The organism is uncultured Jannaschia sp. (genome assembly GCF_947494055.1).
In the GTDB taxonomy this organism is placed as follows: Bacteria; Pseudomonadota; Alphaproteobacteria; order Rhodobacterales; family Rhodobacteraceae; genus Jannaschia.
This window is the reverse complement of the sequence record NZ_CANLTR010000004.1, coordinates 119899-134693: the sequence shown is the minus strand read 5'-3', so window position 1 is coordinate 134693 and position 14795 is coordinate 119899. Positions and strand designations below refer to the sequence as shown.

Genomic DNA, 14795 nt, shown 5'->3' with positions numbered 1-14795 from the left:
AATGACCCCGCCCGTGAAGGCGAGGTCGCGCTTGCGAGTGATGGGGGATGCCGGGCACCGTAGCGCCCGGCGGGGGATCAGGCCGCGTTGTTGCGCCAGCCCTTCGGAGTCGGATCGGTGCGAACCGCCGTGCCGCCTTCGTACTGTGGCGGGTTGGTAGCATTACCTGCGCCGCCCTGCGGGATATACGCGCCAACCGTGTTCGTCGGTGTGGCAAGTGACGTGTCGAACGATTGTCCCGCCAATTTCGGCCCTTTGTGCCGAGGCGTCCACAGCGCAGACGTCACGAACGGACCCTGCGATGTGATAGCGGGCGAGGCGTTCGGTTCGTGCCTTACGTTGTCTCGCTCGACTATATCGCCAAAGCCGGATTCTGCGACGTTGACGAACGGCTTGTTTCGGTAATCGCCATCCAAAGTGACAACGGTGTTCTGGTAGAATTGAACCGGAGCCCCATACAAGGCGTTATTCCCCGATTTGATGGACGTACCCAGAACAGACGAGAAGTGATGCCTTCGATTGCCAGAGATGTTCGGAGTGATGAGCAGCGAGTTTCTGATCGTGCACCCGGACGAAGAAGTGCCGAAGAAGGACCGGGTTCCATAGGAACCAACGACAACGCACATATCAACTAAGTACGGGCTTAGCACCGGGTCGATATTGCCGTTCATCGGGCTGTTGACCGCCGACTGGAACCCGCCTTCCATCGACGTTCTGAAGATGAAATAAGAAGAATTGGCCCTTTGCGCCATATTCATTCGGATGCAGTTCTGTTCGTCAGGAACAGTTGCCCCAGATTGCGTAAACCATCCGGTCCTCACGAAAAGATCACACCCGTCGATGTAGACCGAATGCTCGATAAACATTTGGAACCGCATAGGTCCGTCGCTATTGTGAGTGTGAGGGACAGTCTCCTTACCACCTGACAGCGCGTCTACGTCTTGTGTGATCCGGCACCCCAGAACGCCAATTCTCGAACCGGATTCGTTGTAAAGCCCGTAGCTGGCGTGATTTGTGAAAAAGCAATTATGAAGAGTGAACCGTGAAGCTGCGTCTTTTGCGGAGTTCCCGCTGTAAACCCGGTTCTTCACGCACATCTCGAACCCGCTGATCTTAACATTGGAGAGCGTGGCGTAGGTTTCTGCCTGTAGTTCCAAAAAATTAAGCCCGGGAATCTCCCACGTTTCTGTCTTTGAGTTCCATCCACCCCTCGCGTCGAGGTCGCGCATGATAAATTGACGGCCCCTGTAGTCGTTAATAACAGTGAAAGAGTTTCTGTAGCCGGTACCGTCATCGACGCGCTGGAGAACGGCTCGCTGACCTTTGCGGGAAGAGCACATGAAAATCTGCTCTTGGTGGTTGTAATTGATGCCACTATGACCGCCAAGAGAGTGCGTCTCGTTATAGGCCAGCATGATGCGAGCTTTCTTCGAGCTACCGGACCGGTCCCTCGCAAGATTCAAAGCTGCGCCAATGCCGAACGTGTGCTGCGACCCGGCGGGCCTATCGCCGTGACTGGGCGACGAAGAGACGAAAATCGTGTCCGCACCGGAAAATACCGTGTCTTCGTTTCCAATCGTGATTGGGTCCAAGGTGATCGTCGTGTATTTACCGGAGGATCGCTCAACGATCAGCACCGATGGCGTATAGGTGCCGGGTGTCTCGTAGGTGTGAACCGGCTTCGGACCATACCCCTTGTTGGCGTCGCGCCACTGCGTCAGCACATTCTGCGGCGAGCTATAGGACGCGCCGGTATCTCCAAAGTCCCAGAAATAGTCGATGTCGAAGTAACGGGCGTCATAGCCGCTTGTCCCTCCGGCGCCGGTATTCCATCCCTGAAGGTTCTCCGCGCTGAAGTAGATCGTTTCGGGCGCAAAACTCGTCGGTTGCCGGTCGATGGTTATATCCGCGCTGACGTTGCCATTCGTGCCTGTCGGTGTACCCCCGCCGGACGTTTCGCCGCCGCCCGTTGCCGGTGGTTGCGCGACAACAGGAAGCGGGACCGTGGCATAGCCGGTCAACGCCGTTCCGCCGACGAGAGACAGCGAGCCAATTACGCCCGCAGAAAACATTTCAAGTGTTGCAAATGCCATCGGTTAGGCTCCTGTGATGTCGGTGGCGCGAATGTGGTTAATGGTCTCAGACCCTTGGGTAGAGTTTGGAATATTAAACTGGATACCAAAATGCGTGATCCCCGTGAAAGCGGAGCAGTCCACCGTGCGTGCTTCCACAATTCCCCCACTAGCTGTGGTGCGGTTTATCCCGCTGCCAATGGTCTCTCCGAAGGTATTGCCCGCATGGTACACTTTTAGGAAAACAGCAATTTGAGAGTTGGGCGTGGGGACAGAAAACTCAAACCGAAGAACTCGGTTCGCAAAGGCGGCCGCATCGACGGCTTTTTTCAGAGTGATCTGGCTGCTGGTCGTGGAAACCGTAATCGCTTCGCCATTCTTTACGACGACGTTGCCTGATGCTTTAGAGTCTCCGGGAGCGGCGTAGGTCGTGAAGTCAACCAAGGTAACCGGCGCAGGCGCGACATTAGCCGGCGTCGTCAGTACTCCGGTATGTGATTTTGCCGCGCCCTGACAGTTTTGCCCGAATGCCTCGAATTGGACGGTGTATGGCTTGGAGTCGTAGGGGGATAGGTCGAATACGAAGTCGCCGTTCGCCTGCTGATACTGCGAAAGGTTGGTCTTGACGTTATCCACGTAGATGTCAGGAATGACGGTTACGTCGTAGTCGTGAGCGAGCAGCGGCTCCTTGACCGTCAGTGTCGAACCGCTGACGACGTATTCCATTTCTTTCAGGATCTGCGGCTTTTCGTTCCACGTCGTCGGCTTGAGTGTGTACGTGCCGTTATGGTGCACCCAGGTTTCGGACGTATATTCAATATCGAAGTCCGGGGTATCGCGTGTGACGCCGGAGATGCCGATCTGATCTGTCTCGGGGTCTTTCGTGACGATCAGCGGCGCGGCGGATGCCTGCACCGTGGTTTCGACCGAAAGTTCCTGAAATGGCGTCTCGTCCTCGGTTACGCCCTTCTCGCGAAGCTGGACCTTGACGCCTGTCGCGAGGACAGTCGCGGGCGGCAACGGGACACCGCCGGACACCATGTCGAGCGTGGTTTCGTCGTCGAGCGCGTGGCCGAGCGGGAAGGTGTAGGTGCCGCGCGACGTGTCGGGATGCGCCAGCACTTCGGCGACCGTCATGCCGTCGGTGATCTCGGGCAGCGTCGGACGCTTGGTCACCGTCCAGGTCGCGTCCGGGACGTTGCCGACATCCACGCGGCGAGGCGGGAAGGTGGTCGAGGACCCATCGTTCGCGGTCGCCTTGACCGTGACGTCGAAGTAGACGACGGCCTCCCGGTTGACCGGAAAAATCAAGGTGGCTGTGTTGCCAGAGACAGCCCAATATTCCGACGGCGTGATGGTCATCTCGTAGGTCGTCGCCCGGTTGGCCGCGGCGACGATCGTCGTGCCGGTCGGGGCGGTCTCGGGAATGGTCGTCTTCGACAGCGTAAGCCCGTTCGGCGGAATTGCCTCCACGGCGGCCTGCACCGACACTGGGCCGAACTCGAACGCTTTGACCCGTTGTGGGTCGCCATCGGTGGTAATGGTTACCTCCACATAAACCTGCATGCCTTCGGTTAGGACGGTGGTCGAATTACCCACAGCACCGTGGATCCTCCGGACCTGCCCGACGATCAGACCCGCGCCCGGATTGAAGTTCTCGGGCTTTCCTAGATCCTGGTAGACCTGACTTTCCCCGACCGTCTGGCCGGCTGTCAGCGTATAGCCGGCGAGGTCGAGTGGCAGCGCCGTGGTGATCTGCGGCGCAGCGCCCGTGACCTCGATGATTGCCGGCATTTGGACGGCAAGCCACCCCTCATAGCGGCCATTCTCGCGATGGAGCGCGAGGTTTGGGTTATCCGCGTCGAGTTCGTATAGCTCGTAGCCCTTGTTCCCGGTCATGTTATCCGGGCGGCTGAAAGATGCGATCTTCGCCATTCTACTACTCCAAGATGTTGAAGGTGCTGCCCGTCACGGTGAAGCGCGGAAGCCGGGGGTAAGAGGTGATGATCGAGCCCCACAGCGCCCAGGGGCGGCGAGATTCGGCGATGCGCGCGGCGCGTTCTTCGACCTGCGCCGCCGTCAGAAGGTCGCGATCGGTCAGACCCTTGGTGACGGCGGCCTCGACGCTAGCTGCGGTCGGTAGAGCGACGCGGGCAATCTCGGCGGCTGCGGTCGCCTTGGAGACAGTCTGGATGTCTGCGGTGGTCGGGATCGTGAGCCCGCCGATTCCTGCGGCGACACGCGCATCGATGTCGTCGCTCGAAGGGATAGCGATGCCATTGACTGCCGCCGACACCCGCGCGTCGATGTCCGCCTCTGTGGGGATCGACAGGCCTGCGACGGCATCAGCTGCGGCGGCCTCCGCAGTCTGGGCGATCTGCACGGGCAAGCCCGCGATCTTGGCATCCACTTGCGCGTCGATGCGGTCGGGGCTGACGATGGGCACATACCCGGACCCATCCGCGCGGGGCATATGAAACGTCGCCACGTCGCCGTCGAGGGAGACAAGGAACAGATCCTCCTCGCCGTCCGCCACCGGCCCGGTGGGCGCGGCCAGAACCTTCTTGTAGATCGCCATTACCACTCGCTCCCCGGATCGATGGCGGGACCGTCGCCGAGGCCGCCGCCGCCAGGCTGCGCGGGGTCGGGAGGGTAGCTGACGCCGTTCGCGTAGCGGACGGTCGTGCCCATGTAGACGGCGACGATCGGCAGCGTGCCGTCGCGCAAGAAGGGTGGATCGGCGTCGAGATCGTAGATCAGGTACGGGCGGCCCTGCTCGTACGAGGTAAGGGCGTCGTATTGCGACCGCGTAAGGAGCTGGATCGGCAGCGTCGCGTCGGACAGCAGCGCTGTATTGAAGTTCTCGATCGAGGGCCGGATGGACTCGGTCTGCTGGAGCGTCCCCGTTCCCAGAAACTTGTTGCTGACGTCGCGGATGGAGAACCCATCAGGATCCTCGATCGTGATGTTGCAGCGGTACTGCGCGTTCTCGTCGATCTCCTCGCCGATATCGTCGGCAAGCACGCGGATACGATTGGCGGTTCCGAGCTTGTCATAGATCGGGTTCCCGCCGGCAGTAACGGAGACGGCGAGCCACAAGGTGGCATCGGCCGGGACACCGTTGCAGACGATATCGAAATCGCTGTCCCGCGGCGGATCGATCACGAGAGAGACAGGCCTTCCGCCCGGCTTCACCGCGTTGGTGAAGTCGTAAATGAACTCCAGTGGCATGATTTCCTCGTCAGAGAGCGTCGAGTTGCGCCGTCAGGTTGGCAAGGCCGATATCGATTTCAGCCTTTGTGGCAGCCGCCTGGATGGCGTCATTGGCATCCAGGCGGAGCGCCTCGGTCGCGCCGAACAAAGGCCGCCAGATCGCCGCCATGTTCAGCCAGAGTTGCGCAAGCTGATACGGCGTGGGCGCCGTAGGCGTCGCGCGGCCGAGCTCGGCGGCCAGGAGCGGGAAGTCCGCAAGGTCCGCGGGCTCGGGGTCCATCGCGACGTAAGCCTTGGCCTCCGCTTCCTTCGACAGGTATCCGCCCTCCTGACCGTCGATGACGGTGATGTGGCGGCGCCGGAACTGCCCGATCGCGATGTCGACGCGTCTGCGTGCTCGGCTTCGCTCGAAGGCCATGTTAACCGCGTCGTCGTCGACCCAGGCGTCTCCCGACCACCGCGTCCCGGCCGGTGCATGTCCAAGGATGACGAACTCGTCGCCCTCGGGCATCCTCTCAGCCATCTCCCCCGTCGAAGCGCTGCCTGTCCGCAGCACATGCCCGTCGGCCGCGCAGACGGTATAATCCACCGTCATCGTGCAATGCCCAGCAGTATCATGGACGCCCGCGAGATCGACGGGCTCGATCCCGACCCCTTCCGAACCCAGAGCCGGATGCGGTGGTCGCCCGTCAGATCGGCATACTTCCCGATTATCGTGCCCTGTTGCGCATCCGACCCCGAGATTTCCGCGATGGGCGTCAGGTGGCGACGAAGCGCGATGCAGTTCGCGTTGCCATCAAGCGAGACATTCATCTCCATTCCGTCACCGACGGCCGTCACGAAGAAATACAGGTCGTACGGAATGTTGCCTTTGGGTGGGGACAGTAGGCAATTCAGGTACTGGGCCTGGAAATGCGACGTCGCGCTGCCGTCGCCGCTGACGGACACGAGGTCGAAGCCGTTTTCGGTGTCGGCCGAGTTGCCGAACGTGATCGAGTTCTCGCGAAGTGCAAGCGTTCCGAACTCTGCGCCATTAGTGTTAATGCGAAAGCCGTCGCCCGCTCTGCCCGAGGAGAACCCGGCCGATTGCAGTCCGCCGCCATCGAACAGCGCAAGGCCGCCCTTGAAGACGTAGTAATCGGCGCCGAAGGCGATCTGCGAGATCGGATTGCCGTCGAGGTTGTCGGCTGCGAGGAGACGAAACGTGCTCTGGGCACTGCCTGCCGTGGTGGTCAGGACGTACTTCGACTTCGCCCCTTGCTTGCTGGCATAGGCCATGCCGTCGGCGATCACGCCGGCATTGTTCCCGCCCGCCTGCACGCCGAGGCGCGTGAAGAAGCGTCCGAACGCATCGTCCGCAGTCACGTCCAGGTGCTCGATGTTTTGCAATCTGGCCGAGGTGGACACCGCGCGCGTCAGGTCATGCGGATCGACCTCGATCAGCGTGCCGTTGTCGCTCTCCATCTCGATGTCGTCGAAGAGGACGGCAGCATTGCCCGAGAACGAGCCGTAGACCTGCTTGTTGCCGACGTTCGTCGCATTCCCGTCTGCCGCGACAAGACGGACCTCGATGTAGGCGACGCGGTTGACCCCGGTCCGCGAGCTGTCCCGCTTGTGCCAGCCACCGCGGAGGACGCCCTCGTTCTGAAACGTCGTGTAGACGCCCGATATGGTGGTGGACTCGTCGAGGATATCCCCGTTCTCGTCTCGCTGGATGAAGTGGATGAAGAAATCGTCTTCCCCCACGAAGCCGCCATCCGGCGACGCGTTCGGCGTTCCGGCGGTGCTCACCCACCCCTGCGCCAGCACGCGGATGTTCTGCCCGCGGGTGAAGCGGAAGACCTTCGACAGATACCACCACGGGCCCGCATCGGATGTCTGGCTTCCGAAGGAATACTTGCCCTTCGTTTCTGGCGCGAGCTTGTCGGTGTGATGCCGGACGACCAGCTCGCCGCCGACGGCCGTCACGAGCCGCCATCCCGTCGGCTCTCCCGCATCGCGGCCCTTGACGTCCTCGAAGCCCAGGTTCGGGATGAACGCGGCCTCGAGCGTGGAGATCGTCGCTGCGATCGAGCCGAGATCGTCGGCCAGCGAAACGGTCTGCTTGTCGGTGTAAGCCTGCGCGCCCGCCTTCGCCGCCTGCGTCTGCTCGTCGATGTACTCATACACCGCGGTCTCATCGACCGTACCGGCCTCGATCTGTGCAAGGTAATCGAGGAGGCGTGTCCCCTTTTCCTCCGCGATCGCGTCGAGCTCGTCCGCCGCCTTCTCGGCCGCGGCCAGGTCCTTCTGAATCTTTTCCTGCAGGTCCTTCTCGCTCAGCCGCACGTCCGGCGCGGTGAAGGCCTTGCGCTGCGACCAGGGCGTGCGGCCCCGCTTCTTGATCCGACGGACCCGAGCCTCGTAGCTGCCGTTCGGGGCGATCCCGTCGCCCGTCCGGCCCCGGCCGAGATCGTAGCTGTCGAACCGGCCATCGGTGACTAGGTTCGTCCCGCTGCCCGCATATATCTGGTACTCGACCGCTTCGCCGCGCTTGCCGGCGTTCCAGGTGAATTCTGCGGCGACCCTTCGCGCGCCGCTGCCGTCGTTCACCTCGACGCCCTGCACCGACCAGTTCGGGACGACGTAGGTCGGCTCCGCAGGCTTCACGATGCTGCCCGACGAGACGACCTGAAAGTCGGGGCCGTCGAAATCGTAGTCCGACGGATCGACCTCGGTCAGATCCAGCGTGACGCTGCCGTTCGGCTCGTCGCGGATGCCGTCGACCCGGAACAGTTTCTTGATGTAGCCGTTGCGGCTGCTGTCCCAGGCGCCGTAATCGCCCGGCTCGACTCCGAAGAACTTCGACCCGAGCGTGATCGTGTGGCGCCGCGCCCGGCGCGCCTCGGCGAGCGCCGACTTCATCAGGCGCTGGACCTGTTCCTTGGCCGTGACCGCGTTGAACTGGACGTTGGAGGTCAGCCGACGGTCACCGTCCTCCTGCTCGTAGGCCGCCACCCGGAGCGCGGGCGCCTCCTGCATGTTGTACTGCTGCTCGGGGTCCGGGTAGGTCCCGGTGAAGTGATTGACGGTCTCGGCGAGCGGCAGGAACGGCGAAAACGTCTGCGCGTCGAGCGTAGAGATGTCGTCATCCGAGAAGGTGAAGTTCGCCGCGGACACGGGGGGCGGATCACCAACCTGGAACTTCCACGCCCCCGCGACCTCGACGAAGCGCCCGTTGCAGGCCGTCGCGAGGTCCTGGCAGACCTCCGAGACCGGCCGGTCCACGCTGATCTCCATTCCGGACGCGTAGCGGGACGGAACCGTGCCATCGCGGAAGGCCCGGTTTCGCTCCGCAGTCGTCCACTGATCCGCGCCGGGCACCTTCCGGCGGCAGTCCTCGACCGCCTTCGCCCAGTTCGCCGTCGGGAGGACGGCGGGCTTCTGCGGCCCGTAGAACCATTCCCCGGCATATTCGATGCCCGACAGGATGCCGTGCATCTGTGCAGCCGGCGTCTGGTCCCCGGTCCCCATCGCACCCGTGGACGGATCGCGGAAGCGGTAGCCCTGGACCTCGAAGAGGACGTCCGGACGTCCCGTCGTCCAGACACGGGGATCGTGGTCGAGGGTCAGGATCGCGTAGGCGATGCCCCGGCCGACATGCGCGCTTGTCCAAGGCCGCTCGTCGCTGCTGACGTTGTTGACCAGTTCCGGATTCGCAACGGTCTGCGTACCGTCGTAGAAGTTGTAGTAAGCCTTGGCCTTGTCGTCGTAGTTGAACTCCGGAATCACCCACCCGCGCGGGCCGGGCGTGCCATTCTGAAGCGAGCACTCCTGCCCGTTGATCCACATGCGCGAGAGGCCACGCACCGGCAGGTCGGAAAGCGCATAGACGACGACGAACTTCTCGGTCGGATCGTCGGAGCCGGTGCCATAGCTGTTGCGGTAGACGATCGAGCCCTTGGTCGCATACGTCCCGACGATAAAGGACCGGGCGACAATCCCGAGCTGGCCCTTGTCGAGGATCGGATTGCTGACCCGGCCAGGCGCCGACGGCGCGAACAGCGCGGAGGCCAGCGCATTGATCGCGACCCCCGTCAGGATCTTCCCGATGGCCGTCGTGGTCGCAGCCGTGAAGACCGCACCGGCGGCGGCGGCGATCGCGCTAAAGAAGGCCATCAGACGAGCCGGTAGACCATCTCGGCGGGCTCATACCCGCGCCGCCGGGCGAGCGTGCCCGTGCGCTCGTCCAGAACCGTCATGCCGATCGGCCATGCGCCTTTGCCGTGCGCCCAGGCTTCGTAAGCGGCCATCATGCGCGACCACAAGCCGAAGCTGCGCACGTCAGGGTCGACCCAGAACATGATCTCCTGCGCCGCGAGCTGGCGGCCGAACGGGGACGGCGCGACCATCGCGAGCAGGATGCCCCCGCCGCCCTCCGGCATGATGGCGAGACCCTGGTCCGACGACAGGATGCCGTGGAACGTCGCGCGGAACACGTCGGGGCTGTAATCCACCCACGCTCCGCCCGCTGCCTGGAACGCACGCGCCATCCGGTCCACCTCGGGCCAGTCTGCTATCGTCGCCTCACGGATCATGCTGTGAAATTGTCCTCCGAACCCCACTCGACTTCCCAGTCGCCGACGACGGCGGTGTGCTGATAGAAACGATCGCCCGAAGCCCGCCGACGCTGATCCGCGTCGGACCGCTTGGCTGTGCTCGACCGCAGGAGCTCCTGGCTCAGGCTGGCGCAGTGCAGGCTGACGGCGCCGTCCTGTCCTTCGGCGGGCGTGTCGATCTCGGCGTTGTCGACGAAGCCGAAGAACCGCCGCACCGCGGGCTCGGGCATCAGGTGACTGTTCGGATCGAGGAAACCACGGCAGATCAGGATCGGCGCCCGGCGCACATCCCACTCGCGTACGGCCTCCTCGACGGCGACCGACACCATGCTCAGGCGAACCGTCACCTCCTGCGCCACGAACCCGGAGACGAGCGGCACGGCCCCGATCTGACCGAGGTCGCCCTGCCCGACGAAGGTCCGGGTCCGGACCGTGTTCGTCTCGTCAATGATCTGCGCGTCGATCGTGCCGACGTCGTTCCACCAGCCGCGCTCGGCGCGCGCCCCCGTCGTGCGTCGACGTGCGCCGATCCAGACGAAGTCGCGCGCGACGAGTTCGCCGGCTTCGAGCCGCCGTTGCGTGGCAGCGCTCAATTCCCTCATCGGACCACCTGCGTCGCCGAGAAGACCACGCACCAGGCGCCGGGGGCCTTCTCGACGAGATCGAGCGTATCCGGGTCGAGGCGCAGCTCGGCGACCGGGTTCACCATCCGGACTTCCTGTCCCACTTTGACCGAGACGCGGATATTCGGGACCACGTCGACCCACGAGGACAGACCGGTGGAGCTCACGCTGCCGGCCGTCGTCAAGCGCAGCAGCTCGCGTCCGCCCTGGTCGTTCGTGATCGAGAGGAAGTCCCCCCGTGCCAGGTCCAGCCCCGCCGGCAGGTTGTTGATGCGGAGCGCGCGGCGATCCGAGCGGATCGAATGCACCACGAGACCGGGCAGGCCGCCGCCGCTGAAGTGCAGGGGCCGGCAACGGCGCGCGGTGTGGCCGTAGAACGTGCCGAGGGACCCGCGCAACGCCTGCATCGTCGCCTCGAAGTCCTCCGCGACGTGAAGGCGATCGGGAAAGGTGCGATAGCTTGCGCGCCAGAGCATGGGGCCGAGGTCCCGCGCCTGGACGATGGCGTTCGAGCGGAAGTGTTCCTGCCGCCAGATCGGGCGGAACGCGGCCTCGGACCATCGGATACCGGTCGTCAGTGTCTCGGGCATCAGACGACCTTGCGGCTCGCGCCGCGGTTGCCGGTGCCGCGGAGCGTCTTCATCACCATGCCCGGCCCGACCGTGACGATCGCGTTGCCGACCTCGCGGCGGACGGTTTCGACCGTGACGCCCTCCGGGATGCCGAGGCGGACATCGACGGCGACCTTGCCCCCGCCCGAGGCGTGCACCCCGAGCTTGCCGCCCGGCCCGCGCGTGAGCGGCATGATCGCTTCCGGACCGGCCTCGCCGAAAAGCGCTTGCGGCGCGACCGTCGGACGCGAGACGACCGAGTTGGTGAAGGCGCCGCCCTTGGCGAAGGGCACGACCCGGCCGGACCGGAACGCAGCGCCGTCGGCGTAGAGCCCGCCAGACCCCGACGCGGCATTGGCGGCCGCTGCCGCACCGCCGCCGCCCGCTCCGCCCATGACGGCCCCGAGCAGGCTGCTCAGAAAGCCTCCGCCGCTCGACGGTACGAGGGCTTCCAAGCCGCGACGTATGCCGCTGTTCGCGAGGTCCGCTGCCATTTGCTTCAGGACGTTGCCGAAGACTTCGCCCATGCTCTGTCCATCGACGATAACCTGGCCGATCCCCTCGGCAATCGTGTCGAGACCGCGGCGGTAGGAATCGAGTCCGAGCTGGCCGCGCTCGAATTCTTCCGTCAGCCGGCCGACGGCATCCGCCTTGGCCTCAATCGTCTCCCGGACGGTCTGCCCGGTCTGCGCATCGCGGGCGTCGAGCGAGATGCCGGCCTCGCGTGCGGCATTGAGCAGGCGTTGCTGCGTCTCGTAGCGCGCCGAAGCCGCGGCGCTCATGTCGAGCGTGGCGATCCGATCGCGGATTGCCGCAATCTCCTGATCCGCCGCCTCGAAGATCGATGGCTCGTCCTTTGCGGACCCGCCAGAACCGCCTGAGCTACCACTTCCCCCGGCGGGCTTGGCCGCATCGCGGAAGGCCTTTTCGGCTGCGTCGAGTTCCGCTTGTGCGGCAGCGATGTCCCGCGCGCCCTGAGCCGCACCGTCGACGAAGTCGGCAACCTCGCGGACCGCATTCGGCTTGCCCCCACGGATGGCCGCGTAGGCCGCAGCCCCACTATCTTCGTTCGCGTCGACCCGCGCCAGTGCGCCGGCGCGCTCGACCGGCTTGCCAACCGTGGCCCGCTCCGCGGCGATCCGGTTCGCCGCCACGCGGTTCGCGGATTGCATACCCGCCATCACGCCGCGTAGCGCGGCCATCGCGGCGCCGAGGTTCGAGGCCAGCCGATCGGCCGCGTTGGCGGCGTCATTCACGAGACCCGGGACACCGCTTGCCGCGTCGGCAACACCGGACGCGTTCGTCTCCGCATCGGACAGGCGGGCGGCGGTCTGGCGGGCGGCATCCTCCGCCTGCACCATCTTGTCGAGAAGGCCTTGCTCGACCTCGACACCGGTCTGGGCAATTAGGTCGCGCATGCTCGCGAGCGCATCCGCGACATCACGAAACCGCCCTTCGGCAAGCGCCTCGTCGTAGGCCCGGGCAAGGTCTCTGACGCGCTCGATCGTCTCGACGTTGGGCGCGAGCTCGTCGGCCATGGTCCCGGCAGCTTCAAACTCGCCACGCAGCACCGCCAGCTCCTCGCGAGCCCGCTCGAAGTTTTCCGTCAGTGCAGGGGGGACGGGTTGGTTGAGCGCGCGCAGGTTCGTGATCTCGGTCGCAAGCTCACGCACTTGCTCGACGGCTGCGTCGAGCTGTTCCGTGTCCGCCTCAATGGCGACGGCGGCGACCCCGCCCAGGGCATCCGCGAACGTCTTCGCGAAGTTCGAGATCGTCGCATCGCCCAGGACCTGGCCGATTTCGAACGTGGCCGCGCGCTTCTCGATGTCAGCCAGCGCATCGGCCAGCTCGACGACGGAGCGCGTCACCTCGCCGTAGCGCGCCTGAAGGTCCTCGAGACCTCCGGCGCTCGCCAACTCCATAGCGGCCTCCGCCCGGCCGAGCGCCGCCTCCGCCGCGTTCAGCTTCTCCGCGAAGGTCTGAACTTCTTCGGCCGCCTCCGCGCTGTCGCCACCCACGGCCAGGAACATAGCGCCGAGCGGAATTCCCACGGCCGCCACGGTGCCGAGGAGCGGCGCCACAAGGCCCAGGACGCCACCGAGGGCACCGAAGCCTCCGAGGAGCTGCGGAAGCTGCTGTGCGGCGACGCGCGACTTGTCCGTCCCGCCCTCCAGCTGAACGGCGATGTCGCCGAGCTGCGACGCGGTGTTCTGAAGCACGAAGCGCCCGGCACTCGACACGTTGAAGAAGCGCAGCATGCCGCCGCCGGCCGCCTGGCTCGCGGTATTGGCCTGCACCATGGCCCCGCTGGTCTGCTGCAGGGCCGCGCCCGTCGCGCGGATCGGGCCCGCCGCCTCCGCGTATTCCGCGTTCAGCCGGTCGAGCGCCTGCGCATGCGTCGCCGCGTCGATCGCGCCGATCTTCTGCGCCCGGTTCAGATCCTCGAGCGCGGCCTCATAGCGCTTCGAGGCCGCGAAGACCGGATCGTATTTCGCGCGCAGCCGGTCCATCTCCTGGCCGATCGCCTGCCCGGATTCCTCGGCCGTCCGCGCCATCTTCTGATGCGTGGCCGCCGTGCGCCGCTCCATGTCCTTCGACGCGCTGGCGGTGATGGCCTGCGCCTTCTTCATCGCCGTCTCGAGCTTCTTGATGTCGGCCGAGAGGCGCAGGACGAGGCCGCGGTCGACATCACTCATCGCCGACGCCCCGTGCCGCGTCGCGCGCCAGCATCGCCTCGAACTCTTCCTCCGACGGCGGCTCGACCTTGTCGCCCTTCGCCCCCGCGTTGAACCCGCGCACGAGGTTGCAGAAGTCGGCGTAGCGCAGCGCGCGCAGATCCTGCGGCGACATGCTGAACTCGCGGCATACTTGCGAGACCTCGGAGAACCGGAACCGGGCCTTCGTCACGCCCTCGGGCGGGGTCTCCGTCACCTCGACGCCGTCCATGATCGAGATCAGCACGTCGACAGCAAGCGAGGCCATGGCGAGCGCGCCACCGAGCTCGAACCGCTCGATCACCAGGCGCTTCGCGTCGAGCTGGTCCATGCCACCACCGATCAGCGCGAGCCGGATCGTGTGCACGATGTCCTTCGCCCCGAACCCGCCCTGGCTCAACCGATCGAAGATCGAGCCGAGCGTGCTGTCGCACGCCTCCTCGAGGTCGAGGACGTCGCCGAAGGTCAGGCGGAAAACGCGCTCCCGCCCGGCCCAATCGCGCTCGAGGTCGGCCATCAGGCGGCGTCTGTCCAGACGCGCCGGCCGTTGCCGACGATGTTGGCCGAGAACGTGGTCGACGCCTTGCCCTGGGCGCCGAGCTCGAGTCCGGTCAGGAAGCACGACACGGTCCAGTAGCCGCCGCCCGCATTGCCGGGCTCGTCGAGCTCGATCTGCACCTTCTTCTCCTCGCCGCTGTCGGCCCATTCCCGCCAGACCGCGAAAGAGTTCTTGGCGACCCGACCCTCCATCGACATCGTGGTGTCCTGGCTTTCCAGGAACCGGTGGATGACGGCCGGCGAATCGAGGGGATCGTCGCAATCGAGCAGGGTGTCCTCGCCCGTGTTATTGGTCAGGCTGACCGAACGGGCATTGGCGCCGCAGGGGAACGCGAAGACCTCGGGGCTTGCACCATTCCCGAGCTTGATGAGGAAACGGTTCGTCGTCTTGGGGCTTGCCATCGGA

12 protein-coding genes are annotated in these 14795 nt (G+C 64.8%); all 12 read right to left on the bottom strand.

The window, feature by feature from the left end; genetic code table 11:
- Positions 1-77: 77 nt before the first annotated feature.
- Entirely contained in the window at positions 78-2093 is a 2016-nt protein-coding gene (locus Q1A87_RS05730; protein ID WP_299648045.1) for a hypothetical protein, read from the bottom strand.
- Positions 2094-2096: 3 nt separating this feature from the next.
- Positions 2097-4007: a hypothetical protein gene (locus Q1A87_RS05725; RefSeq protein ID WP_299648042.1), complete on the bottom strand. Its 1911-nt coding sequence runs from the start codon at positions 4005-4007 to the stop codon at positions 2097-2099.
- A 4-nt stretch (positions 4008-4011) separates the two neighbouring features.
- The gene (locus Q1A87_RS05720; RefSeq protein WP_299648039.1) at positions 4012-4650 is read right to left on the bottom strand and encodes a hypothetical protein; all 639 of its coding nucleotides are present in this window, start codon (positions 4648-4650) and stop codon (positions 4012-4014) included.
- On the bottom strand, positions 4650-5303 hold the full coding sequence (locus tag Q1A87_RS05715; RefSeq protein ID WP_299648036.1) for a hypothetical protein: 654 nt from the start codon (positions 5301-5303) through the stop codon (positions 4650-4652). Before Q1A87_RS05715 ends, Q1A87_RS05720 begins: the two co-directional genes overlap by 1 nt.
- 10 nt (positions 5304-5313) lie before the next feature.
- Positions 5314-5808, bottom strand: coding sequence for a hypothetical protein (locus tag Q1A87_RS05710; protein WP_299648033.1), 495 nt, complete (start codon positions 5806-5808; stop codon positions 5314-5316).
- A gap of 68 nt (positions 5809-5876) precedes the next feature.
- Positions 5877-9443, bottom strand: a complete 3567-nt coding sequence (locus tag Q1A87_RS05705; RefSeq protein ID WP_299648030.1) for a phage tail protein — start codon at positions 9441-9443, stop codon at positions 5877-5879.
- A complete protein-coding gene (locus tag Q1A87_RS05700) occupies positions 9443-9862 on the bottom strand; it encodes a GNAT family N-acetyltransferase (protein WP_299648027.1) in 420 nt (139 codons plus the stop codon). The genes Q1A87_RS05705 and Q1A87_RS05700 overlap by 1 nt, the downstream gene beginning before the upstream one ends.
- Positions 9859-10485, bottom strand: a complete 627-nt coding sequence (locus Q1A87_RS05695; RefSeq protein WP_299648024.1) for a hypothetical protein — start codon at positions 10483-10485, stop codon at positions 9859-9861. Before Q1A87_RS05695 ends, Q1A87_RS05700 begins: the two co-directional genes overlap by 4 nt.
- Positions 10482-11096 (bottom strand): hypothetical protein, encoded by a 615-nt coding sequence (locus tag Q1A87_RS05690; RefSeq protein WP_299648020.1) that lies wholly within the window; start codon positions 11094-11096, stop codon positions 10482-10484. Before Q1A87_RS05690 ends, Q1A87_RS05695 begins: the two co-directional genes overlap by 4 nt.
- The gene (locus Q1A87_RS05685) at positions 11096-13813 is read right to left on the bottom strand and encodes a hypothetical protein (protein ID WP_299648017.1); all 2718 of its coding nucleotides are present in this window, start codon (positions 13811-13813) and stop codon (positions 11096-11098) included. The genes Q1A87_RS05690 and Q1A87_RS05685 overlap by 1 nt, the downstream gene beginning before the upstream one ends.
- A complete protein-coding gene (locus Q1A87_RS05680) occupies positions 13806-14348 on the bottom strand; it encodes a gene transfer agent family protein (RefSeq protein WP_299648014.1) in 543 nt (180 codons plus the stop codon). The genes Q1A87_RS05685 and Q1A87_RS05680 overlap by 8 nt, the downstream gene beginning before the upstream one ends.
- Positions 14348-14791: a phage tail tube protein gene (locus tag Q1A87_RS05675; RefSeq protein ID WP_299648011.1), complete on the bottom strand. Its 444-nt coding sequence runs from the start codon at positions 14789-14791 to the stop codon at positions 14348-14350. The genes Q1A87_RS05680 and Q1A87_RS05675 overlap by 1 nt, the downstream gene beginning before the upstream one ends.
- Positions 14792-14795: the final 4 nt, after the last annotated feature.

Excerpts from the sequence above, each read along its gene's own strand:
- Q1A87_RS05705 (WP_299648030.1), bottom strand. The coding sequence starts at position 9,443 with ATGGCCTTCTTTAGCGCGATCGCCGCCGCCGCCGGTGCGGTCTTCACG.
- Q1A87_RS05730 (WP_299648045.1), bottom strand. The coding sequence starts at position 2,093 with ATGGCATTTGCAACACTTGAAATGTTTTCTGCGGGCGTAATTGGCTCG.
- Q1A87_RS05685 (WP_299648017.1), bottom strand. The coding sequence starts at position 13,813 with ATGAGTGATGTCGACCGCGGCCTCGTCCTGCGCCTCTCGGCCGACATC.
- Q1A87_RS05675 (WP_299648011.1), bottom strand. The coding sequence starts at position 14,791 with ATGGCAAGCCCCAAGACGACGAACCGTTTCCTCATCAAGCTCGGGAAT.
- Q1A87_RS05700 (WP_299648027.1), bottom strand. The coding sequence starts at position 9,862 with ATGATCCGTGAGGCGACGATAGCAGACTGGCCCGAGGTGGACCGGATG.
- Q1A87_RS05695 (WP_299648024.1), bottom strand. The coding sequence starts at position 10,485 with ATGAGGGAATTGAGCGCTGCCACGCAACGGCGGCTCGAAGCCGGCGAA.
- Q1A87_RS05720 (WP_299648039.1), bottom strand. The coding sequence starts at position 4,650 with ATGGCGATCTACAAGAAGGTTCTGGCCGCGCCCACCGGGCCGGTGGCG.
- Q1A87_RS05690 (WP_299648020.1), bottom strand. The coding sequence starts at position 11,096 with ATGCCCGAGACACTGACGACCGGTATCCGATGGTCCGAGGCCGCGTTC.
- Q1A87_RS05725 (WP_299648042.1), bottom strand. The coding sequence starts at position 4,007 with ATGGCGAAGATCGCATCTTTCAGCCGCCCGGATAACATGACCGGGAAC.
- Q1A87_RS05710 (WP_299648033.1), bottom strand. The coding sequence starts at position 5,808 with ATGGCTGAGAGGATGCCCGAGGGCGACGAGTTCGTCATCCTTGGACAT.
- Q1A87_RS05680 (WP_299648014.1), bottom strand. The coding sequence starts at position 14,348 with ATGGCCGACCTCGAGCGCGATTGGGCCGGGCGGGAGCGCGTTTTCCGC.
- Q1A87_RS05715 (WP_299648036.1), bottom strand. The coding sequence starts at position 5,303 with ATGCCACTGGAGTTCATTTACGACTTCACCAACGCGGTGAAGCCGGGC.